Origin of the sequence: Arthrobacter sp. MYb23 (assembly GCF_002979775.1) — a bacterium.
Classification (GTDB): domain Bacteria; phylum Actinomycetota; class Actinomycetes; order Actinomycetales; family Micrococcaceae; genus Arthrobacter.
Window position 1 is genome coordinate 329,345 of sequence record NZ_PCPR01000003.1, and the last position, 21,788, is coordinate 351,132.

The 21,788-nt window shown below is 60.4% G+C and carries 20 protein-coding genes and 2 pseudogenes; 14 read left to right on the forward strand and 8 right to left on the reverse strand.

What is annotated here, in order from left to right:
• Positions 1-27: 27 nt before the first annotated feature.
• Positions 28-1,056: a phosphotransferase gene (locus CQ020_RS06230; protein WP_181151782.1), complete on the forward strand. Its 1,029-nt coding sequence runs from the start codon at positions 28-30 to the stop codon at positions 1,054-1,056.
• 96 nt (positions 1,057-1,152) lie between these two features.
• Here CQ020_RS06230 and CQ020_RS06235 read toward each other — a convergent pair whose 3' ends face one another.
• Together CQ020_RS06235 and speB are read right to left on the reverse strand one after the other, a co-directional pair.
• Positions 1,153-1,893 carry a GntR family transcriptional regulator gene (locus CQ020_RS06235; RefSeq protein ID WP_146116635.1) on the reverse strand — a complete coding sequence of 247 codons (741 nt, stop codon included), beginning with the start codon at positions 1,891-1,893 and terminating at the stop codon, positions 1,153-1,155.
• An 86-nt stretch (positions 1,894-1,979) separates the two neighbouring features.
• Entirely contained in the window at positions 1,980-3,014 is a 1,035-nt protein-coding gene (speB, locus tag CQ020_RS06240; protein ID WP_105691033.1) for an agmatinase, read from the reverse strand.
• Positions 3,015-3,223: 209 nt separating this feature from the next.
• On the opposite strand from speB, the gene CQ020_RS06245 reads away from it, so the two are divergent.
• Positions 3,224-4,711, forward strand: coding sequence for a sodium:solute symporter (locus CQ020_RS06245; protein ID WP_105691034.1), 1,488 nt, complete (start codon positions 3,224-3,226; stop codon positions 4,709-4,711).
• 291 nt (positions 4,712-5,002) lie between these two features.
• Here the strand turns inward: CQ020_RS06245 and CQ020_RS06250 are convergent, their stop codons facing one another.
• Positions 5,003-5,554: an XRE family transcriptional regulator gene (locus tag CQ020_RS06250; RefSeq protein WP_105691035.1), complete on the reverse strand. Its 552-nt coding sequence runs from the start codon at positions 5,552-5,554 to the stop codon at positions 5,003-5,005.
• A gap of 156 nt (positions 5,555-5,710) precedes the next feature.
• On the opposite strand from CQ020_RS06250, the gene CQ020_RS06255 reads away from it, so the two are divergent.
• The 3 genes from CQ020_RS06255 to CQ020_RS06265 are packed head-to-tail and all read left to right on the forward strand — an operon-like array spanning position 5,711 to position 7,604.
• Positions 5,711-6,322 carry an AzlC family ABC transporter permease gene (locus CQ020_RS06255; RefSeq protein WP_181151783.1) on the forward strand — a complete coding sequence of 204 codons (612 nt, stop codon included), beginning with the start codon at positions 5,711-5,713 and terminating at the stop codon, positions 6,320-6,322.
• The gene (locus tag CQ020_RS06260) at positions 6,322-6,639 is read left to right on the forward strand and encodes an AzlD domain-containing protein (RefSeq protein WP_105691037.1); all 318 of its coding nucleotides are present in this window, start codon (positions 6,322-6,324) and stop codon (positions 6,637-6,639) included. Before CQ020_RS06255 ends, CQ020_RS06260 begins: the two co-directional genes overlap by 1 nt.
• Before the next feature lie 26 nt (positions 6,640-6,665).
• Entirely contained in the window at positions 6,666-7,604 is a 939-nt protein-coding gene (locus CQ020_RS06265) for a ketopantoate reductase family protein (RefSeq protein ID WP_105691038.1), read from the forward strand.
• Positions 7,605-7,722: 118 nt separating this feature from the next.
• Here CQ020_RS06265 and CQ020_RS06270 read toward each other — a convergent pair whose 3' ends face one another.
• Both CQ020_RS06270 and CQ020_RS06275 read right to left on the reverse strand, forming a co-directional pair.
• On the reverse strand, positions 7,723-8,109 hold the full coding sequence (locus tag CQ020_RS06270; RefSeq protein ID WP_105691039.1) for an ACT domain-containing protein: 387 nt from the start codon (positions 8,107-8,109) through the stop codon (positions 7,723-7,725).
• Between the two features lie 572 nt (positions 8,110-8,681).
• A complete protein-coding gene (locus tag CQ020_RS06275; protein ID WP_105691040.1) occupies positions 8,682-9,440 on the reverse strand; it encodes a LysR family transcriptional regulator in 759 nt (252 codons plus the stop codon).
• A gap of 71 nt (positions 9,441-9,511) precedes the next feature.
• On the opposite strand from CQ020_RS06275, the gene CQ020_RS24300 reads away from it, so the two are divergent.
• Positions 9,512-9,889 (forward strand): hypothetical protein, encoded by a 378-nt coding sequence (locus tag CQ020_RS24300; RefSeq protein ID WP_105691041.1) that lies wholly within the window; start codon positions 9,512-9,514, stop codon positions 9,887-9,889.
• Here the strand turns inward: CQ020_RS24300 and CQ020_RS24415 are convergent.
• On the reverse strand, positions 9,886-10,017 hold the full coding sequence (locus CQ020_RS24415; protein WP_258141729.1) for a hypothetical protein: 132 nt from the start codon (positions 10,015-10,017) through the stop codon (positions 9,886-9,888). The two genes, CQ020_RS24300 and CQ020_RS24415, sit on opposite strands and share 4 nt — an antisense overlap.
• A 703-nt stretch (positions 10,018-10,720) precedes the next feature.
• Between CQ020_RS24415 and CQ020_RS24420 the strand changes: the two are divergent.
• Positions 10,721-11,084 (forward strand): annotated as a pseudogene (locus CQ020_RS24420) (amino acid permease); the annotation flags it as partial.
• 104 nt (positions 11,085-11,188) lie between these two features.
• Here the strand turns inward: CQ020_RS24420 and CQ020_RS24745 are convergent.
• Positions 11,189-11,650, reverse strand: a pseudogene (locus CQ020_RS24745) (GNAT family N-acetyltransferase); the annotation flags it as partial.
• A 180-nt stretch (positions 11,651-11,830) separates the two neighbouring features.
• Here CQ020_RS24745 and CQ020_RS24425 point away from each other — a divergent pair.
• Positions 11,831-12,100: a hypothetical protein gene (locus CQ020_RS24425; protein ID WP_258141730.1), complete on the forward strand. Its 270-nt coding sequence runs from the start codon at positions 11,831-11,833 to the stop codon at positions 12,098-12,100.
• Positions 12,101-13,109: 1,009 nt separating this feature from the next.
• On the opposite strand, the gene CQ020_RS06300 is transcribed toward CQ020_RS24425, so the two are convergent.
• On the reverse strand, positions 13,110-14,447 hold the full coding sequence (locus CQ020_RS06300; protein WP_258141731.1) for a sugar porter family MFS transporter: 1,338 nt from the start codon (positions 14,445-14,447) through the stop codon (positions 13,110-13,112).
• Positions 14,448-14,651: 204 nt separating this feature from the next.
• Between CQ020_RS06300 and CQ020_RS06305 the strand changes: the two genes are divergently transcribed.
• From CQ020_RS06305 to CQ020_RS06330, 6 genes are all read left to right on the forward strand, one after another.
• On the forward strand, positions 14,652-15,428 hold the full coding sequence (locus CQ020_RS06305) for a FadR/GntR family transcriptional regulator (protein ID WP_105691043.1): 777 nt from the start codon (positions 14,652-14,654) through the stop codon (positions 15,426-15,428).
• A gap of 1 nt (position 15,429) precedes the next feature.
• Positions 15,430-16,152, forward strand: a complete 723-nt coding sequence (locus CQ020_RS06310) for a cache domain-containing protein (RefSeq protein WP_146117217.1) — start codon at positions 15,430-15,432, stop codon at positions 16,150-16,152.
• 238 nt (positions 16,153-16,390) lie between these two features.
• On the forward strand, positions 16,391-17,776 hold the full coding sequence (locus CQ020_RS06315; RefSeq protein WP_105691045.1) for an NAD(P)/FAD-dependent oxidoreductase: 1,386 nt from the start codon (positions 16,391-16,393) through the stop codon (positions 17,774-17,776).
• 50 nt (positions 17,777-17,826) lie between these two features.
• Positions 17,827-18,729, forward strand: coding sequence for a 4-hydroxy-tetrahydrodipicolinate synthase (gene dapA / locus CQ020_RS06320; RefSeq protein ID WP_105691046.1), 903 nt, complete (start codon positions 17,827-17,829; stop codon positions 18,727-18,729).
• A 3-nt stretch (positions 18,730-18,732) separates the two neighbouring features.
• Positions 18,733-20,229 carry a sodium:alanine symporter family protein gene (locus tag CQ020_RS06325; RefSeq protein WP_105691047.1) on the forward strand — a complete coding sequence of 499 codons (1,497 nt, stop codon included), beginning with the start codon at positions 18,733-18,735 and terminating at the stop codon, positions 20,227-20,229.
• Between the two features lie 27 nt (positions 20,230-20,256).
• Positions 20,257-21,750: an aldehyde dehydrogenase family protein gene (locus tag CQ020_RS06330; RefSeq protein WP_105691048.1), complete on the forward strand. Its 1,494-nt coding sequence runs from the start codon at positions 20,257-20,259 to the stop codon at positions 21,748-21,750.
• The last annotated feature ends 38 nt before the right edge of the window (positions 21,751-21,788 follow it).

Genomic DNA, 21,788 nt, shown 5'->3' on the forward strand with positions numbered 1-21,788 from the left:
AAGGCCAATTTATCTATGGGAGTGTTTGTGGCAGCTGAAGACATTTTGGACCTAACCACGGATGAGACTTCCACCATCCTCCGGGACGGCTACGGCCTGGATGCCGCGGTATTGGATGTTGTCAGCGGCGAAGCAGCGACCGTCTGCAAAGTGAAGGCCGGCGACGGCATCTTCGCTATGAAGGCCTCGCGTAGTACGCCCCAGGCGCTCTCACTTCTCCGCTGGCAGACCGCGGCGATGAGGCGGCTGACTGGTCTGGGTCTCCCGGTACCAGCCCTCGTGCCGGACCTCAATGGTGAGTTCCTGCACCGGGAATCCGGAGCAGGCGGGGACGTCGTGGTGCAACTGTCCGCCTGGCTTCACGATCCGCCGCTGTCCGACGTCGACGTTGATTTCTTCCTACTCCGGAAGGTAGGGGCGATGGCCGCGCGGGTCAGCCAGGCACTGGCCGATTTCCAGCCGTTGCCACACGAAGCCAGCCACGTCTGGGAATTGAGCCGCAGCGCCGACTCTATCCGGTTCGCCCTGCAGCAGCTGAAGCCCGGCCCCGTCGAGACGTTGGCGCGCAGAGCCCTGCAGACTTTTGAAGAGGAACTGCTTCCGCTGCTTCCGGAGCTGGACCGTGCTGTGGTGCATCACGATTTGCACGACTCCAACCTCCTGATCGGAATCGGTGCTGACGGCACCTTGGGTGTGACCGGAATTCTTGACTTTGATGACATGGTCTATGGAGTCCGACTGGCCGAGCTTGCCGTGGCGGGCGCCTATGCGGCCCGAAACACCCCCGACGCTGTGGAGGCGCTCCTGACTGTTGTGGAAGGCTGGGCCTCGGCCCTGCCCATGACCGAGGCGGAAGTCCAGGCGATCAGGCCCGCGGCTATTTCGCGCCTGGCTGTCAATGCCTCCGTGTGGGCTTCAAGGGTGGCAGGTCCGCGCGGCGACTATGCCGTTGCCCGATCCGGTGGAAGGACCCTCGAAGCTCTGGACCAGCTGCTGAGCGTAGGGAATCACGAGTTCGTTTCAGCACTCAGGCGGCGCGTCTACGTTCACCCGTAACCGATACCAGGACTTCGCCCCAAACTAAGGCCACAACAAAGCAAAAAAGGCGGCAGACAGCGTTCACATGCTGTCTGCCGCCTCGGTCTTGGATGCCTATGTAGTGGTTAGAAAAGCTGGGCCTGTACTGTCGCCGGCAAGTGATCCGGCCTCGCTTGTGGTTCTGCCTCGCCTGGACTGACGGGATGTGGAACTGACGAGTGCAGTAAGAGTGGCCTCATGAGTGGCAATGTGCTCTAGAATCAGACGCTGAGATGCATAGACATCACGATTGACCACTGCATCCAGGATCGCTCTGTGCTCAGCTACCAGGGACGTCGACGGGACAGCAAAGGCTTCCTCGCGATGCTGAAGGAGCGTAATGGCATACGTCATTTGCGAGCCGACGCGCTCATAGAACTCATCAGTGCGCGGACTCGCACTCAAAGCTATGACTGCCCCGTGGAAAGCCATGTCCGCCTGCGCCAAGTCCACGGACCCAATGCCTTGTTCAGCAGCCTTCTCAAGGCTCAGAAAAGCCCGTTCGACGCCTCTGAGTAGTTCGTCATCAGCGCTTGCGGCATTCTTTGCCCCCTCGCATTCGAGCATCCTGCGCACCTTGTACAGGTCCTCAATATCGTCAGCATCGAAGGATCTGACGACGGCCCCGGTATTGTGCCGGTGCACGACAAGCCCTTGCTCGTTCAGTACCAGGAGGGCCTCCCGGAGCGTCCTGCGCGAAACGCCATATCTGTCCGCCAAGGGCACTTCACGCAATGGACTGGCCGGGGGGAAGGTTCCGTCGAAGATCTCTTGGCGGAGTTGAGCGACAACCTGGGAAGATCGCGTGTTGATCAACCGTCTTCCTTTCTCATGGCCTGGAGCCAAGTAACCGAGCGCGCGCCACCAGCAAGTGGGAACCACCTGCTGTGCCGCATGAATCCTTACACGGAGACAGCGTCGCTGAGGCGCTCATCCGCTGCTGCGGGTGCCCACAAGCCCCGACGACGATTCTCTGCCATCACGCTTAGCGTTTCGTACACTACATGCGCAGCGGCTATACCGGTGATTTGAGCGTGATCGTAGGCCGGTGAAACCTCCACAACGTCCCCTCCGATGACGTTCTTGCCGAGGAAACTGCGAATGATGGCCAGAAGTTCCCGGCCGAGAAGGCCGCCGAGCTCGGGAGTTCCAGTTCCGGGCGCAAGACCAGGTTCTAGGACATCGATGTCGACAGAGAGGTAAACCGGGGTATCCCCGACTCTCTCGTGCAGTGAAGCGATCATGTCTGAAAGCCGCCCCTCCGCCAGGTCGTGGGCCGGGAAGATCTTGAATCCGGCCTGAACATCGTTTGCCAGATCCGAAGGATCGTAGAAGGATCCACGAACTCCGACGTGAGCCGAGGTCTCCTTGTTGATGAGGCCCTCCACCGAAGCCCGGTAGAACGGGGTGCCATGGTTGACCTCACAGCCGAGGATGCTCTCAACCGTGTCCAGATGAGCATCGAAGTGAACCAGGGTAATAGGTCCGTGCTGTTTGGCGGCCGCCCGAAGCATTGGCAGGGAGAGGGTGTGGTCACCGCCGATGGCAATAAGCCGCCGACCCCCGGTGGTGAGTCTTTCGGCAGCTTCCTGCATGGCTTCCACGGCCGTTGCGGCATCGAAGGGCGTTAAGGCAACATCGCCGGCATCGGCCATCTGCACATCGGTGAACGGGGTGGTTTCCAGAGCGACGTTGAAGGGCCTGATCAGACGAGAAGAGTCACGGACGTGGTTGGGCCCGAACCGCGCGCCCGGGCGGAAGGTGGTTCCCGAGTCGAAGGGAAGACCTAGCAGTGCGATGTCATAGTCCTTGACATCCCTGATTTCCGGCAGTCTGGCAAAGGTGGCACGGCCGGCGAATCGTGGGGCGACCGCCGCGTCGACCTGCCCCGTAGCCGGGCCCGCGATTCTGGGGTACTCACCGTAGTTTTCTATCATGTCAGCTCCTTCAGCTTGTAGAGATTGATGATCAATCTACCTACTAGACTCTATATAAACAAGCTATTGCCGGTGATGCGCACCACATGCTACGGTTCCCGACAGTAGATTGATCATCAATCTTTCGACTCACTCAGAATCGCGGACCGTTTCCCATCCGGATGTTCGTGGGTTCGTCTCTCACAGAGCGGTTTTCCTGGAAGGCAGTCATGGATTTAGCAATCATCGTCATTTACATCGCCTGCATGTTGGGCATAGGCATCTGGGCTAAGAAAAAAGCACAGAGCCGCTCCGACTTCCTCGTAGCGGGAAGAAGGCTGGGGCCCTTCCTGTATTCGGGGACTATGGCCGCAGTTGTTTTGGGTGGGGGGTCAACCATCGGAGGCGTCGGCCTCGGGTATGAGTTCGGTATTTCGGGAATGTGGTACGTCTTCTTTACCGGCCTGGGGATCCTGGTCCTAAGCCTCGTTTTTTCCGGCAAGATCAACAGGTTGGGCATCTACACGGTCAGTCAGATGCTGGAGCTGCGCTACGGGCCGGGATCGACCTTAATCTCCGGGCTGGTGATGGCCGTGTATACCTTGATGCTGGCGGTAACGTCCACCATCGCCTACGGCACCATCTTCACTGTGCTCTTCGACATCAACGAAATCACCGCCATCATCATTGGTGGGGCAGTGGTTGTTGCCTACTCGTTCCTGGGCGGCATGTGGTCCATTACCTTGACCGACTTCGTCCAGTTCATCATCAAGACCATTGGCATTTTCGCCGTACTCCTCCCGGCCGTGCTGATCAAGGCGGGTGGCTGGATCGGCCTGGAGAAGGCTCTGCCGGAATCCGCGTTCTCCCTCAACGCGATCGGCACCGACACAGTCATTACGTACTTCGTGATCTACTTCTTCGGGATCATCATCGGACAGGACATCTGGCAGCGCGTTTTCACCGCACGCACGGATAAAGTTGCCCGCTGGGCAGGGACCTCTGCCGGCGTCTACTGCATCTTGTACGGAATTGCCGGCGCCGTCATCGGGATGGGCGCAAAGGCCCTGCTGCCGGACCTGGCGAACCGCAACATGGCATACCCCGCCATTGCCGAGATGGTCCTGCCCGTGGGCTTGGCGGGCTTGGTCCTTGCTGCAGCCCTGGCAGCCATCATGTCCACCTCCAGTGGTGCCCTGATTGCGGCGGCGACCGTCACCAAAGAGGACATCGTCGAGCCCATCCGCCGTAAATCACGTGCGGGTTTGGCTCCGGCGACCGAGCACGACGAAGTAAAACGCTCCCGCTTCTACATCCTGGGGTACGGCATTTTGACCATTTTGATCGCCTGCGGAGTGAAGGACGTTCTGGCGGCGCTGACCATTGCTTACGACATCCTCGTTGGTGGACTTCTCGTGGCGATCATCGGAGGTTTGCTCTGGAAGCGGGGAACCAATGCGGGAGCGCTGACCAGCATGGCAACCGGCGCGGGGGCGACGCTTATCACGATGGTCGCGATGGGCGACATTTATGCCAACGCCCCCATCTACGTCGGTCTAAGCATCAGTCTCCTCACCTACGTGGTGGTGAGCCTGTCTACGAAACCCACCGATCCAGCGGTGGTCACCGCGTGGAACGATCGACTGCGAGGCAAGGGCAAAACCTCAGACGCCACTGAAACAGCAGTGCCCCCGAGGGAAGTGGACCTTTCGCACTGATGTCACGACCCCGTGCCGACGTGGCTTGGTCTCATCCGGACCTGACATGTCGGCACGGCCGACGGCCAAACTTCAATGTCCCGATGCCCCCATCGGAGGGAGGGCTGATAGCGCGACCATGATTGACGGGCTCCGCGACGCAGCGGCTGAATGAATTCCCAGCGACGCGACTATACGGCGGTTGCAGATCGGGCTGGGTGGTGCCCCCTCCGGTGACGAACGAGGACTGGCCTTCTCTCCAGCGAAGTCTTGGCCGCGGATGGTGACCCGGTCGATGCCGGGTGGTCCGGTTTAGAGCAGCGACTCGGATATAAGTGTGGCGATCGTTCCTGTCTCCAAGGCTTCAAAGATATGCGGGGCATCGCCTCTGTAGCTCATGTAGTCCCCTGGGTTCAGCGTCGTGGGGGAGTCGATAGGGCCGACAAGGGCCCGGCCGGCTATGAGGATGACGTGTTCAACAGTGCCGGCAGCGTGAGGCGTCGATTTGCGGGGAGGGCCGGGCTCAGCCGAAATCCGATAGATGTCTCTGCAGGCACTCTTCGGGCCGGCGCTCAAGAGAGTCCCGATGTACTTGGACTCAGCTGCTTCGATCCCTCGGCCTTCACCAACCCGGATGACAGTGACGGCATCGGTGACCGGTTCAACCAAGCGCCAGAAAGGTATTCCGAGGGCAGTGGCCAGCGACCAGAGTGTTTCCAGGCTCGGGTTCCCGCTTCCCGCTTCAAGTTGAGACAGGGTGGACTTGCCGACTGCGGCTTTGCGGGCGAGTTCGGAAATCGTGAGGCCGGCACGGTTTCGTTCCCGTGCGAGGGCGGACGCAATGAATTCCTGAGGTGTGGTCACAGCGGTTCTCTCCTCGGTGGGCGCGACGGGCGTCCTGATTCTATCGAGCGAAGTTGACGGCTGCACCTAAGGGCCTCCACTATATAGAACATGTGTTCATTATATAGAACAGTTGGTTCGTCGACCATGCGAGGTGTTCTCCTAGTCTGCGCATCCGTGTCAATTATGGGCATCTCCTATGGGCTGGCAGCCCACACGGCAGGAATCCCTTTATGGGCCAACCTCCTCTTGGCCGTTTTCGTCCTGGCCGGTTCCAGCGAGTTTCTCTTTGTCGCAGCTGTCGGCGCCGGCGTGCCGCCCATACTTGCCGCGCTGACTAGCGCCTTGGTCAACACCCGCTGTTTTGTGTTCGGATTCAGTATCGCTTCTTTCCTCAAACAGGGCAGATCATTGTGGATGGCCGGGCACCTGATCAACGACGAGGCAGTGGCCCTTGCCCTGGTCGAGGGCAAGCGCGACCGCAAGCGGCTCCTCTACTGGGTCACAGGCGTCGGAATCCTTGTCTCATGGCCCATAGGTGCAGCCGTCGGCGGAATGCTCGGGGGAGTCATTCCCGATCCTGCAGCTCTGGGCGTTGACGCGGTGTTGCCCGCCGTACTGATAGCCATCGCTTACCCCGCGATGAAAGACCGGTGGACGGCCGGGGTGGTCATGGCCGGTGCTGTCCTCGCGGTTGCGGCGACTCCAGTTGTTCCAGTGGGGGTCGGTCCCGTCGTGGCGTTGGCTGCCTTGCCACTCGTGCTGTTGAGGAAGAAGGAGTTGACCTGATGCATGGTTCACTGATTGTCGGCATCGCGATACTTGCCTTATGCACATATGCGCTGCGTATGAGCGGGACACTGTTGGGTGCCAAACGGGAGTTCTCCGAAGAAACCGAAAAACTCCTGGGCGTCGGGACCACAACACTTCTTGTAGCTGTTGCCGCGACCGCCACACTGTTCGATGGGAACTCCGTCGACGGCTGGGCCAGGCCAATGGGTGTCCTGGCAGCGCTGGTCGCGACGGTCTGTCGCATGCCCATCATTGGTGTCGTGGTGACCGCTGCTGCAGTCACTGCCGGACTTCGTCTTGCAGGAATGAGCTAAATAATGAGTCGGCAAAGGAATAATCGATGAAAATTCTCATTGTGGGTGCCGGGGCGACGGGCGGAGCTTTCGGAGCCCGGCTCGTCGACGCTGGCCGGGACGTGACGTTCCTGGTTAGGGCCAAACGGGCGGAAGTCCTGGCTGAATACGGGCTCATCCTCGATGCCCCGGACGGGCGCAAGGTTCACACCGTAAGGACAATCACCACCGTGGAGCCCGGCGACATCTATGACCTCGTCGTGTTGGGGCTTAAAGCGCCGGCCCTTGAGTCGGCACTGAAAACAATCAGAGCCGCCATCGGACCAAACACTGTGATTCTGCCCCTTCTCAATGGCATGGGCCACTTTACGACCATTGAACAGCTCTACCCTGGCAGGACCATCGGCGGGCTGGCGAAAATTGTGGCGACATTGGGACCTGGGGGAGTGATCCATCAGATGACTCCCCTCGCAGCGTTGACCGTCGGGCCTATGCGCGGCCGGCCGCTCAATCAAGATCTGATCGAAACGCTCACGGTGGAGGGATTCACTCTGTCTGTAGATCAAAATGTCCTGTCCCGGCTATGGGAAAAATGGGTGTTCATCGCCGCTGCGGGGATTGTCACGTGCCTCTTCCGCGGAACCATCGGCAACATCCTCGCAGCCGGCGGCAGGAACCAGATCCTGCAGTCCATTGAGGAAACGGAAAACGTGGCGTCTAAGGCAGGCCACACAGTAAGCCCGGAAAGCCACCGCGACACTCTCGCCCTCCTTACCGAGGAAGGGTCGAAGTTCACGTCGTCTCTGTACCGGGACCTCGCTCAAGGCGACCCGGTAGAAGCTGAGCACATACTCGGTGGCCTTTCAGCTAAGGCGCAGGCGATGGACGTATCGGTACCGCTGCTCGAAGCGACACTGTTGCAACTACGCACCCACCGGGTTGCCCGGGCATCAAACGGCCAAAAACCAGCTACGGATCACCAGTGAGTGCGCACATCTCCAATTCGGTTCTGGAGTGAAATGGCAACACTCCGCTGGTGCAACTGAGACGGGTGAGGCCCGCTTCATCGGCGCAGGTCCTAGTGAAGAGAACTTCCCCCAAGCCTTAGCTGAGCGTGCGCAGAGCTGACAGTGCTTGTTGCGCCTTGTCTTCCGGAACAAACAGATGATCGTGCGCGTAACCTGCGACGACGTTGCAGCTGATTCCGGCGTCCGTGAGCACGTTACTGATGGCCGCGGTCAACCCGACGGCCTCGAGCGCTGAGCGGACCTCCAAGGTGATCCATGCCGCCACGTAGTCGTACGTTAGTCCAGCGGAGTCAGCCTGCTCTTTCTCCAAGACAAGGGTCAAGCCTTCTTTCTCACGGACCGTAGCTACCGGCGAGAGGCCAGCAGGAATCTCCGTGTCTACGATCGTGAATACATAAGCACCATGGTTCAGCACTGGTGACATGTTGCTCAGGAGCTTGTTGAGATCGGTCTCGCCTGGCATTTTCTCTCCATATCCGGCGCACACCGTAGTCTCTTGACCTGGTGCTTCCGATTTTGTGCGTGTGGTGAGGCGCTGTTGGAGCCGCGCGGGAGCCAAACCGGGCTTGAGCCGGTCCGAGGGTTGCAGCTGTCGAACGTGGTCCGACTTCCAGATCATAACGCGGGCGTGTTACATATATTGCCCACCCGGGTACCAACTTGTCAATAAGGTAAGGAGCGCTTTAAGGGTCCCGGCGAGCTCCTCGCCGTGCCGCAAAAGGACGTCAGTTACCCCCTTGGGGCGATAACGACGTCCTCGCCGAGAGGGCCGTAACGCTTGTTGGGAGGAGGCTTACGGTCGTTGCGCGGTGTCAGACTCGAGCGATGCAGTGCTTTTGTCGAGGCCCTCACGGATCGGCGGCTTCGAAGAGGAGGGCCGGGGTTGGTTCAGGTTCTCGAGCTGGTGCGACAATTTTTTCCCGCTGATGCGCAATGCCTGTACCAAGGCAATGACGGATGGGTCCGCGAGGGCGTGCGGAGCGACTTCCACTCGAATTACTCGTTCAAGCCGGGCTCCGGAGACCGACACGGCAACTACGTGTGGACCGGCAAAAGGAGTGCCATAGCCGGCACCAGTGTCACTTCGAGTCCCTGCTGAGACGTAGCCTGAAGGACGGTGTAGTCGTCGGTACGGAGTACGCACCGCGGACTGAAGCCCGATTGCTGGCCCGCCCTTGAGAGTAGTTCGTCGCACGGATCGCCCGGGCTCTTGGACATGATCCAGCCCTCACTGGCCAGGTCTTCCAGGGCTACTGCTGCCACCCCTGCCAGACGATGCTGTTCCGGGAGCCGTACGTAGAGTGCTTCGCGAAGGAGTTCGACGGCATTGCCGTCGGAAGGATGATCCGGCAGCCCATGCAGAATCGCAGCATCACAGGGACCATTCACCGGACTCCTTTGCAAAGCTACGGCGTCGTCTTCTTGGATGATGTCCACCGAAATCCCTTGATCATTCAAGGCAGGTACCGCCGGAGGAAGCAGAAACGCGCCAGCTGTTGAGAACACGCCGACAGTCAGACGGGCATGAACGCGCTCAGCGGACCTTGCTGTTTGTTCGGCCATCATGGCCAGCTCGATGATTTTCCGGGCGAACGGCTGCAGGGCCTGCCCGGCGGGGGTGAGTTCGCTTCCTCTGGCGCGACGGTAAAGCGCAGGTCTTTTCAGATAGGACTCGAGAGCGCGGATGTGGTGTGCCAGTGCCGGCTGGCTCCAGTCCAGGGCCCGAGCGGCCGCGGCCATGGATCCGTGACGAGCGATCGCGTCGATGGCTTTCAGTTGTTTAAGATCCAGCACGGCATTCTCTTTATGGTGGTATCCCGCACGTCAGTCTTCTCCCTGCCGATCCCGCGTCGCATCCTAGAGGGATGGAAATAGAAACCCTTACTAGCGGTCTGGATGTTCTCAGCACGACAGAACAGCGCGCAACACCGTACGCAGACAGCGTGCGCCAGCTGGTCGGCGAGGCCAAAGCCCGGCTCCTTGTGCCTGGACACGGCGGCGGACCGGCAGTATCTGAGCGTCTGACCCAACTTCTGGGAGAACCGGCCCTCAACCTGGACGTCACCTCAATGTTGTGGGGCGTTGATCGCACCGCCAGTGATGGCCTGAAATCGGCACGCACTCTGGCGGCCAGCGCCTATGGCGCGCGGAAGACCTGGTTCCTGACGAACGGTTCCTCGCAAGGAAACAGGATGGCGCTCATAGCGCTTGCAAGTCGGGAGACCGACAGCCACACCCGTTAAGCCAAGGTGCCGATGTCCTCGTATCCAGCACTCACAAGATGGGTGGCAACCTCCACCAATCGGCCATGCTCCACCTTGCCCACGGACCGTTCGCTGATGAACTGGAGCCGCTTTTGGATCGGGCGCATCGCACCACCCAATCGAAGAGCTTCAGCTCATTGATGTCGCACGCAGTGAGCTTGCTACCCACCCGGACCGGATCACAGTTTCTTTGAACAGCGCGAGTCGACTGATCGCGGCGCTCGAGAACGCAGGCTTTCCAGTAGCGTCCCATGATTTTACAAAGCTTCGCGGTGTCGTTTCTTACGACCCGCTCAATGTCACCATCGATGTCCGTTCCATAGGTATCGACGGAGCGGAGGTCCGTGAACGGCTCGCTCTTGAGCACGGCATCCTCACCGACCTGGCAACCTCGTCCACGGTCGTGGCCTTGCTCCCTCCCGGAACCGATCTGCAGGAATCCGATCTGGTCGAGGCGCTTACTGCCATTCGCCGCGGCGGAAATGCCGGGTCCCGGAGCGGGATACCGCCCTTAGCAGGGACCGGAGCCCTGAAATTAACGCCCAGGGACGCCTACTTTGCTCAGGCAGTAGTCGTCGACGACAGGCGGGTATATCCGAGGCGCCCTCGATGCGGGCATCGAGAACTTCAGGGTTGTACGTGACCCCTCAGATCAATAGAACCCACCAGCCCTACTTGCCCATCAACCCAGCCCCGTAAACCCTCAACGAAGAGGAAACCAACATGAACCCGCGCCCCAACGGCGCGTTCTTGAAGACATCTCCACCCAACCCGGCCCCAATAATTCCGTTGCTTGGAGTGCAACGATAAATGACAGCCCGCCACCTGGTTATGATTGCCCTCGGCGGCGTTATCGGTTCTGGCTTTGTTCCTCAGCTCCGGTTACACCATCTATCAAGCAGGGCCTCTGTGCGCGGTGATCGCTTACCTCAGTGGGGCAGTCGTCGTCTACTTTGTACTTGCCTGCCTGGCCGAGCTCGCACTGGCATATCCGGTGTCGGGTGCCTTTCACATATATGCTTCACGCACGATTAACCCGGCCACCGGATTCACTACGGCCTGGCTCTACAGGCTTACTGGGTCGTGACCCTTGCCAGTGTATTCACCGCATCCGGCATGTTGATGCGACGCTGGTTCCCGGACGTACGTGTATGGGTGTTCTGCCTTGTCTTCTGGGCCACCAGTGGAAACCCAAGAACCCAAAGCCAGGTCAGGCTCGAACTGCTCGTCCTCTTCGACGGCGCAGATGACCAGGCCGCGATTTTGATAGTTGGCCAAGGCGGCCGGGCCGTCGAGGGTGCACGTGTGCACCCATACGCGTGTCACTGCAGGTACGGCGAAACGATCGGACAGCGACCAGGCGGCCCTGATGCCGTGTTCGAGAAGCCGGCCGCCCAAGCCGCGTCCGATGGATTGTTCAGTTAGCCCAAAGTAGCGTATTTCGACCTGAGTTCCGCCCTTTGCGAGCGAGGGGCATAGATGCGCATAGCCCAGCGGCACCCCGCCGCCATAGAGGATCCAGAACTCCGTGCCGACGATGCTGAGTTCGTCGAGCCATTGCTGCCGGGACCACTCCAGACGATCAGTCCAAGACCAGGGGCCACCGACAAGACCGTAGAGAAAGCGTGCGTACTCAGGTGATACGGACGTGGCCCGGTCCAGGCGTGCATCCTTAGGAAATCCCCGCGCAGGCTCTACGGGCGCTGTCAGCATCTCCAAGGTAAAAGTGGTGACTTTCATGGTCGGTCTCCGTTTGAAAGTTGACTACGATGAGGGGTCTCAGGCGGCATCTACCCGTCGAATACGGACCAGCGATGTCGCGTAATCGCAGCCAAGGTAGCCGCGAGTTTCACTGGCAATATTAACTGGGGCTTGATGCGATCTCCCAATTTCTTGCGTATTGGGCAATATACTGCACTTTTGACAGCCGTGTTGAACCTCATGGTTGCAGGTTCGTTAGGGACGCAAGGGTTCTTTGCGCGCAGCGCGTACACGCATGGGTTTTCGGGATTCCTCCCCTCCCGCCATTGCCACGTGGCAATCGCTGGCACCGCGGTCAAGGACGGAAGTTTCATCGGATGCTGGGGAACACCTGACGACATCGCATCTGTTGTCTTGTTTCGCGCCAGCGATCTGTACACCATCATGATCGGCAGCACACTCGTGGCGGACGCCGGCAAAACCATTTAGTGACACTTATGCCAGGAACCCCTCTTCAGGTGGAAAGTCTGGGCAAGCACGACAGCGCTTCCATTCTGATAGGGATTCGGCCGCCGGGACATCCTCGAAATGGATCGTGACGTGCGGAAACGATTGCGGCAAGAGACGGGAGTACCTGCAAGTAGTTCCTCTCCCGCGCCTTAGCCATCAAATAGGACGCTACCTCGTACGGGGGGGCAGCCGCGAGAAGCATTGCCGGAACTTACCGCCACCATCCCACGGCAAATGCCCAAGTCACGGCATGTCGAGCCGGGTTTTGAAGGCCGTGTTTTTGTTGGTGTTCCAGCCGGCGATGGGGTTTAGGGTCGTGGCTGGTGGGCCCTCCGCGTGCTCTGAACTGGGGCTATGCGGGACCTCTCTTGGTTCCTCAGCTAGGTCGTGATTGGCCTACACGCCTTCATGGGTCGGGATGCTGAGCACGACATGACTTTGGGACTTGCAATAATTACCCTGACTTCGGTTCGTTCCTGGAGTGAGGAGACGTGGTTGGCGGCTGCTTTGTCAGGCCAAAGGGGGGTGTGGACATTGTCCACACTTTAATCTTCTTTATCGTGGCTGCTTGCGGCCATTGGCTCTTCCCTCCTTGGGCCTTCATCTACTCATGCATGTGAGTGGCCTTAGCGACATGACCCCGATCCTCAGGGGCAGGGCAATCCGGACATGAGGGGTCCGTCCATGCGGACGACCGAGTGCTTCGGGGTGGTCTTGCGCGGCCAGACGACATGGAAACAAGTATGAATAGGGGAGTTCTCCCGGTGCAGAGTACATGTCGCCAGCTAGCCGGAGCCGTGGCATTTTCGCCTGATCGTCGGCTTAGTAAGTCAAAGCCGTCCAGCTTGCCGGTAGGCCCCACATGTACCGAGGAGCCTTCGGCGAATACGCAGGGCCTCCATCTGAACGGCTAGACGCAACGTGGCGGGTTGTTGTGACGCCTGATGATGCGCGCGAATGAAGTCCCGGAGCCGTCAGTTACTTGGCGTCAGTGGGAGAAGCCGGCTGCCGCCTCAGTCAGGGTTTTTCCTTTTGTTTCGGGGGCGAGCCATTGGGAGACTGCGGCGCCGGCGAGGGCCACTGCGGAGGCGATGAGCATGGTGGGTCCGGCGCCGAGGGACTCCATGGACATGGGCATAAGGAAGATGCCGATGCCTGCGCCTACCCGGCTGACGGCGGCGGCGAACCCGGTTCCTATTCCACGGATTTCCGTGGGGAGGACTTCTCCGGGGTAGACGTTGGTGAGGGTGTTGTATCCGGCGTTGAAGAAGGAGAAGACCAGGAAGAGGATGAGCACGGCGATGGCCGGGGCTCCGGCCCAGAGTCCGATGATCGCGAGGACGACGGCGCACAGCCACTGGGGTGGGACGGTCAGTGTTCGGCGGCCTACTTTTTCGATCAGCAGGAAGGTGACGATGACTCCGGCGAGGGCGATCGCGGAGAGACCGACCCCACCGGCGAGCCCGCCGGAAAGTCCGTACTGTTGGAGCACGCTGTCGGCGAAGGTGGCGATGGCGAAGTAGGGTGTCACGGCGCAGAACCAGAAGGCTGAGATGAATAGGGTGGTGCGCCAGTACTGTTTGGAGAACAGCATCCCGAAGCTGCCTTTGCGGACGTCTTCGTGGCGGACGTCGTCGAGTGCGTCGTCGGGCAGGTACTTCTTAGCCAGCGCTTCGGCTTCGTCTTTGCGTCCGACGCTCCAGAGCCAGCGTGGTGACTCTGGCATGCCGAGACGGCCGAGGAAGATGGCGACGGCGATGAAGGTGCTGGTGCCGAGGATGAAGTGCCAGCTCAGGGTGGTGTATTCGTTCAGGAGGTAGCCGATGAGGAACGCGGTCATGAAGCCGGCGTACCAGGCGATGCCCATGGCAGCCATCAGCTTGCCCCGCAGATGGGTGGGCGAGAATTCGGCCATCATAGGCCAGCCGACGGCGTATTCGGTGCCGATGGCGATGCCCATCAATAAGCGTACGACGATGAGCAGCATGGCTGAGTCGACGAAGAATTGCATTGCTGAGGCGATCGCGAACAGTCCGATATCGAACATGAAGATGGGTTTGCGTCCCCATTTGTCGGAGGCAAAGCCGCCCAGTGGAGATCCGATCAGGATGCCTATCAGCGCCGCCGCGGCGATCAGGCCCTGCCAGAATGCATCGAGCTGGAGGTCATCGGCCATCCTCTCCGAAACGGGTCCAATGATCCCGAGGATATAGCCGTCCAGGACCATGCCGCCGATCAGGACCGTGACCAACCGGATCAAGAATCGTCGTTTTCCCACCGTTATGGCATCGCTCTGATCTGAGCTTGCATGATCCGTGGCTGGCATTTGCACACTCCTCACGACTGCGTACCAACCCATGGTCCGCCTCATTGGCGGCAATAAGTAGTGCCATGTCTTGGAAGAAGTTTGCGATACGGCGCGGAGGCGCGCCGCCCGACCTGTTACCAACGCATCCTAAATGTGTAAAGATTCAAAGTAATAGCGTAAGGATGTCTCCCTGCGCCGGAATCAGTCACAGGAGGGTTTGCCATGGAGAGCACGGCACTCTCAACCCGCGCCCTGGATCTGTTGCTCTTATTGCGCGGAAGTGAGCCCGAAGGTCTCGGTCGGGCGGACCAGGTGTCCTATCAGATCGAGACGGCCATCCTCATGGGCATACTGACCGAAGGGGACAGGCTCCCCACGGAGTCCGTTCTTGCGGCAGAGTTGGGCATTTCTCCCATTACCCTCCGTCAATCCCTCGCGGCGCTGCGCACCAAAGGCCTGATTGAAACCAGCAGGGGCCGGAGCGGTGGCAGTGTCATTAGGGGCCAAATCGATCTGACCGACACCCAACTCCAGCGGAAATTACGGGATGCCAGCACTGAATCATTGCGTGATTTGGGTGACCTTGGTGCTGCAATTTCGTCCATGTCCGCCCGGCTGGCGGCCAGTCGTGCGGACGCCCAGAATGTTGCCCACCTCGAAGAGCTGGTTCAGCGGCATCGGGACACGAAGGACGAGCGTGCCAGACGGCGGGTGGACAGTCGTTTCCACGTTGCGGTGAGTGTTGCTGCGCAGTCGAGCCGCCTGACGTCGGCCTCCCTGCAGCTCGAAGCCGAGTTGATGACGCTCTGGTGGAGCCATCCTTCGCAGGCCGGCAGCCAGGATGTTCTTGAGGAGCAACACGTGGCCATTCTCGAGGCAATCCGGGCCCGTGATGCCGATGCCGCCTCGGCCGCCGCTGAGCTGCATTCGCGGACGGAGACCGAATACCTGATAGCTCAGCACCTCAGATTGACAATGGAGTCCGATGAAAGTGCATAACGTGGCAGCAACGAATAAGGCTCTCAATCGAACAGCCGAGGCAATCTCCTCTAGTGTCGGCGGTGTTTTTGACGATCTGGAGAAGATCGCGGCCACCGTTTCAGCCGTGGCAAACCCGGCGCAGGGTGCGCCTCGGCGAAGTGCCTACGCCTTCCTGAAGAAGGACTTGGCCGCCTTCATCAATCGACACTCGGCACTGATTGTGGGGGCCGGTATAGCGTACGCGCCCGATAGCCTTCCCGAAGCACCTCTGTGGCTGGAATGGTGGAGGGGGACGCAGACCGGGGGAGAACCCCGCTGGGTCACGCATGACCTCAATCCCGAGTCCTTGAATTACTACGACTACACCACCCGCGAATGGTTTGCGTCTACGTCGGCCAAGGGCAGTCCTGTTGCGGTAGGGCCGTACGTGGACATTGGCGGCATTAACGTCAACATCATCACTCTTTGCGTTCCCGCCCCCACACTTCAAGGCACGCATGTCCTCGGCTGCGACTTGACACTTGCCAAGCTCGAAGGAGTCTTCCTGCGGGCATTGCAACTCCAGGATCCCATTGTGGTCCTGCTTGGCCCCACGGGCCGTGTCATCGCGTCAAATAACGCCCGCATAGCGTCGGGCACTCTGTTTGTTGAGGAAGACCTGAAACGGGTGGACCACTCAGTGGACGTCTCGTCGTCAAATCCCGCAAGGTTACCCTGGAGGCTCGTCACGTTGGCGGCGTAGCTTCATCGCTCCACGCATCCCGTCCGGCAGATTCTGCCGGGCGGGATTTTTTTACCCAAAAGACCTATTGCATTAATCATACAATGATGTATCTTTTATATTGTGACCAGGCACACAAGCTCCTGGGATATACCTCATTCCTCCCTCATCAGACATGACGCATCCGTTCTCCAGCTGCCGAGGAAGACAGCAGGCGGGTCCGCGTAGAGCGATCCCTCGAAGAAGAAAGTTCATTCCCATGAAAGACGTAGTAATTGTCGGCGGCGGTCTCGCAGGACTCTCAGCAGCATGGCGCTTGCGGCATTGGGACACGCTGGTCCTCGAGTCCGAACACCGCGTGGGTGGGCGCATTCGTTCCGAGCGACGCGGAAACTACTGGCTGAACTGGGGCGGTCACGTCTTCGCGGGCGCCGGCTCCTCCACGGACTCCTTGCTGGGGGAGGTCGGCGTCAGCGCTGTTCAGATCCCTGGCTCCCTGCAAGCACTGTCCATGAACGGCAAGTTCATCCGCGAGGGACACATCGCCACATACCCGTTCCGCATCCCGATGTCCCTGTCCTCGCGTATCGACACGCTCAAAGCAGGCATCAAGGTCGTTAGCGGCGTAGCCAAGTACACCGGAGTGGTCCGCAAACGTGCGGGCGAATCCGGTGCCATGCGCCAGCAGCGCATTTACGATTTCGAAAACAACAAGTCGTTCCAAGACTTCATCGGTGACCTGTCCGAAGACGCCGCCGCGCTGTTCAAGACCACGGTGACTCGTTCCGCCGGCGACATGGACGAGATTTCGGCCGGTGCCGGCATCGGCTACTTCAGCCTGGTGCTCGGGATTGGACAGGGTCTGAGCCAGGGCATCGTTGGAGGGCCGTCCACTCTGACAGAGTCCATCGCAGCTGCGCTCGGTGAGCGCGTTCAGCTGGGCGCCACCGTCAACGAGGTAGTGCACAAGAAGGATTCAGTCTTGGTCCGCTACACCCAGAACGGTGTAGACATGGAGGTTGAAGCCCGCACAGTGGTCCTGGCTACTACCGCAGATGTGTCCCACAAGGTGGGAGTGGATCTGCCTGAAGAACTCCGCGGTGCGCTCAGCCAAATCAAGTACGGCCCGCACGTCAGCACTGCTTTCCTGACCAACGAGACCTCATCACGACCCTGGGATGACATCTATGCCATCGCAGCTCCCAAACGCTCCTTTGCCATCGCTTTGAACCAGGCAAGCATCGTCCGCGGCACTGAGTCCGTTCGTAAACCAGGAGGCAGCTTCATGACGTTCTCCCCGGCAAGCCTGGGCAAGGCCCTGCTGGACAAGAGCGACGAGGAAGTGATCCAGACCCACCTCGCCGATCTCGACCAGGTGCTCGGCAACGGCTTTGCGGACAGCGTGGTCGAAGCCCAAACGGACCGCTGGAAAGTCGCTTCCCCCTACTGCTTCCCGGGCCGGGCCAAGCTCCAGTCCACGCTCATGCGCGGCACAAACCGGGTCTTCCTGGCGGGCGACTATCTGGGCACGCTCTACACCGAAAGCTCCATCACCACCGGCTTCTCAGCCGCCCAGGAAGCAGCCAGCGTGCTGGCCACGCACCGGCAAGCACCGCCGTCGTCCGGCCTGTCAGCCGTCGCCTGATCCCACAACTCTTAGCGCTACAGCTACACCTACCGAAAGAGGAAAACCCCATGACTAAGGAACTCCGCGGCGTACTCACCGCTCTCTCCACCCCGTTCAACCAGGACGAAACGATCGACGTCGCCACCTTGCGAAAGATCGTCGACCGATCCATCGACGCCGGTGTCGACGGCGTCGTCGCCGCAGGCTCCACCGGCGAGGTCGGAGCGTTGTCTTCGGAAGAACGCCTCCTGCTGATCAAGACCGTCATTGAGCACACCAACGGCCGGGTCCCGGTTATCGCGAACACCGGTGCCACCTCCACCGCAGAGGCCATCCGTCTCTCGAAGGCTGCCGAGCAGCTGGGCGCAGACGTGCTCATGCTCATCACGCCGTACTACGAGCCGCTCTCCCTGGAAGAGACCGTTACCTACATCAAGGACGTGGCCCGCTCGGTCACCATCCCGGTGATGCTCTACAACATCCCGCCCGTCACGGGCGTCAACCTGGACCCCGTAACCGTCCGCACACTTGCGGAAGAAGTGGAGAACATTCTCTACATCAAGGACTCCAGCGCCAACTGGGAGCAGGCACTCCAGCTCATCCACCACCACAGCGATGTCATCGGCACGTTCATTGGTTGGGATGCCTACCTCTACAGCGCCCTCGCAGAAGGTGCGGCAGGCGTCATGGCCGGTACCGCCAACGTGGTTCCCGACGAGATCGTAGCCGTCACCAAGCGGATCGCCGAGGGCGATCTCGCCGGTGCCCGCGATCTCTGGAACGCTGTCTACCCGGTGATCGATGCGCTGCTGACAGTACCGTTCATCCCTGCAGTCAAGACGGGCCTCACGTTGACTGGCCTTCCGGCAGGATCGCCGCGGCGTCCAACGGCAGGACTCGACGCCGATGACCTCGCCAAAGTTGAGCAGGCGCTGGCCAAGCTGTCCGCGCTCAAGCAGAACATCGGATAACGCATGGGTGACTTCGATTTTACGGAGTTCCTGTCCAGCGTCTCCGACGCTGTCTGGGCACCCATGGCCTACGTTGTTCTTGGACTGGGTATCGCCTATTCGGTAGCCACCAAGGGCATCCAGTTCCGGAGGATACCGGACATGCTGCGCCAGCTCAGGGAGACCCAGGACGGCGACGGGGGACTGTCGTCCTTCCAGGCACTGGTTCTCGCGCTGGCCAGCCGCGTGGGAGTGGGCAGCATCGCCGGCGTTGCCACCGCGGTCAGCGCCGGTGGTCCCGGAGCGCTGGTGTGGATGGCCATCACCGGCCTGGTCGGCTGCACCGTGGGATACGCAGAAGCCACGCTGTCCCAAGCCTTCAAGCGCCAAGTCCTGGACGAGGACCGCAAGAAGGCCAACGAGGACATCGGCGGTATGCCGTATTACATCAAGTACGGACTGAAGCTTCCCAAGGTTGGGGCCATCGTCGCGGTCCTGGGTGTCATCGGTTACGGCTTCGTCTTCCCGGGTCTCCAGGTGAACACCATCGCTGCCAGCGCTGAGAAAGCATTCAGTCTGCCAAGCTGGGCACCGGCCATCCTTGTCACCGTGTTGATCGGGTTGGTGATCATTGGCGGTACCACCCGCGTGGTCAAGGTCACCCAGGGGCTTGTCCCCGTCCTGGCCATCGGCTACCTCCTGCTGGCATTGGCAGTCATCGCCATCAACATGGACAAGGTTCCCGAGGCCGTTGTCCTGATCTTCCAGTCCGCTATAGGTATTCACCCCGTGATGGGTGGCATCGCCGGCGCCGCAGTAGCTTGGGGTGTCCGGCGGGCAGTCTTCGCTTCCTCGAACGGACTGGGCGAAGCAACCTTCGCCGCTGCCGCAGCCCGTACCTCCCACCCTGGCAAGCAAGGCCTGGTTCAGACCTTCAGCATCTACATTGATGTGCTTCTGATCTGCATGGCCACCGGCCTCATGATGGTGGTCTCCGGCAAGTACAACGTCTCCGACGGCGCCGGCGGATTCCTCGTCAACAACATCCCGGGCGTCCCCGTTGGTGCCAACTGGGTCCAGGAAGCCATCGACACCATGCTCCCGGGCTGGGGCGCCGGCTTCGTCGCCGTCGCGGTTTTGCTCTTCGGGTTCACCTGCCTCCTGGCCTACTTCTACGTAGCCAACTCCAACCTGCTGTACCTGCTGGACGGGCGCACCGGACACGGCTGGAAGAACGTCCTGAAGATCGGAACGCTGGCGATCGTGTTCATCGGGTCCATCGTCAACGCGAAACTCATGTGGGCAGCCGGTGACATCGGGCTTGGCCTCATCGCCTGGGTGAACCTCATCTGCCTGGTATTCCTGTTCCCGCTGGTCCGCAAAATCTACCTGGACTACGAACGGCAGCGGAAGCTCGGCCTCGACCCCACCTTCGATCCGAAGGCCCTGGGCATTCAAGGCGCCGACTTCTGGGAGCAGCAGAACGAAAAGTCCGCAGCCGCAGCCGCCGCTGCCAAGTAACTACCAAGCAAAGGAAATGTGCACGCCATGACCACCACAGAAACGTCCGTTTTCACCGTTCGCCGTGAGGGAACCCTCCCGGCACCGGCCCTGCCGCCCTTCGGGCAGTTCATCGGAGGCGAATTCGTCGCCTCCACCTCGGACGCAACGGTCGACGTCGTCAATCCGGCCACCGAAGAAGTCATCACCCAGGTGCCGGCAGGCACCCTGGAAGATGTCGACGCCGCCGTAGCAGCTGCCGTGGCAGCGAAGGCTGAGTGGGCGGCTAAGACGCCCAAGGACCGTTCCGCAGTCCTGCTGCGGATTGCGGAAATCGTCGAGGCCAACCGTGAGGTTTTGGAGAACCTCGAAGCGACCAATACCGGCAAGCCATTCGCAGTGGCCGAAGACGATATTTCCAGTGCGATCGACACCTTCCGGTTCTCCGCCGGCGCAGCCCGGGCCTTCACCGCCCTCGGCGCGGGAGACTACGCGGAGAATCACACCTCCGTTGTCTTCCGTGAGCCGGTAGGTGTGGTGGGTGTCATCACGCCGTGGAACTACCCGCTGCTGATGGCCGTATGGAAGATCGCGCCCATCCTGGCCGCGGGCAACACCCTGGTATTGAAGCCCTCCGAGCAGACGCCATTGACTACCTTGAAGCTCGCCGAGCTCATTGCCGCTGAGGTGCCGGCCGGCGTCGTCAATATTGTTACCGGTCCCGGCAGGGTGGTGGGCAACCGCCTTTCCGAACACCCGGACGTTGACCTGGTTGCCATCACCGGCAGTGTGGGAAGCGGCCAGAAGGTTGCCGCCAATGCGGCCTCCACGGTGAAGCGCGTTCACCTGGAACTCGGCGGCAAGGCGCCTGTGGTGGTCTTCGAAGACGCTGACCTTGAAGAAGCCGCGAAGGGCGTGCGCTCCGCGGGCTTCTGGAACGGCGGTCAGGAATGCGGGTCGGCTTGCCGCGTTCTGGTTCACGAGTCTGTAGTTGAGAAGTTCAACGAGATCCTGGTCCGGGAAATCAGCGCGATTTCCATCGGCGCCCCAGGTGCGGGAGACGACGTCGAAATCGGTTCCATGATTTCCAAAGCCCACTACGAGCGGGTCCTGGAAGCTCTGGCGGACGTTCGTAAGGAGGGGCACACCATTGCCGTCGGTGGCAACGCGCTTGAGGGCCCCGGCTATTTCATCGAACCGACCGTGGTGACGGATGTCCCCGCCGGTGCACCCATCACCTACACGGAAATCTTCGGGCCGGTGGTGTCCGTGGAGACATTCAGCACCGACGAGGAAGCCATCACGCGGGCCAACGAGACTGTCTACGGGCTGGCCGCATCGGTGTGGACCAGCAGTGCTTCACGGTCACTGTCCGTTCCGAGGAGGCTCGACTTCGGCACCGTATGGGTCAACTCGCACCTGGTCATTGCCAATGAAGTTCCCTGGGGTGGCTTCAAGGGCTCAGGTTACGGCCGGGATCTATCGATCTACGCCCTGGAGGACTTCTCCAGGACCAAGCACGTGATGTACAACCGGGGCTGAACCCGCCTCGCCAGCTCAGCGGCCGTGCACCCCCTCCT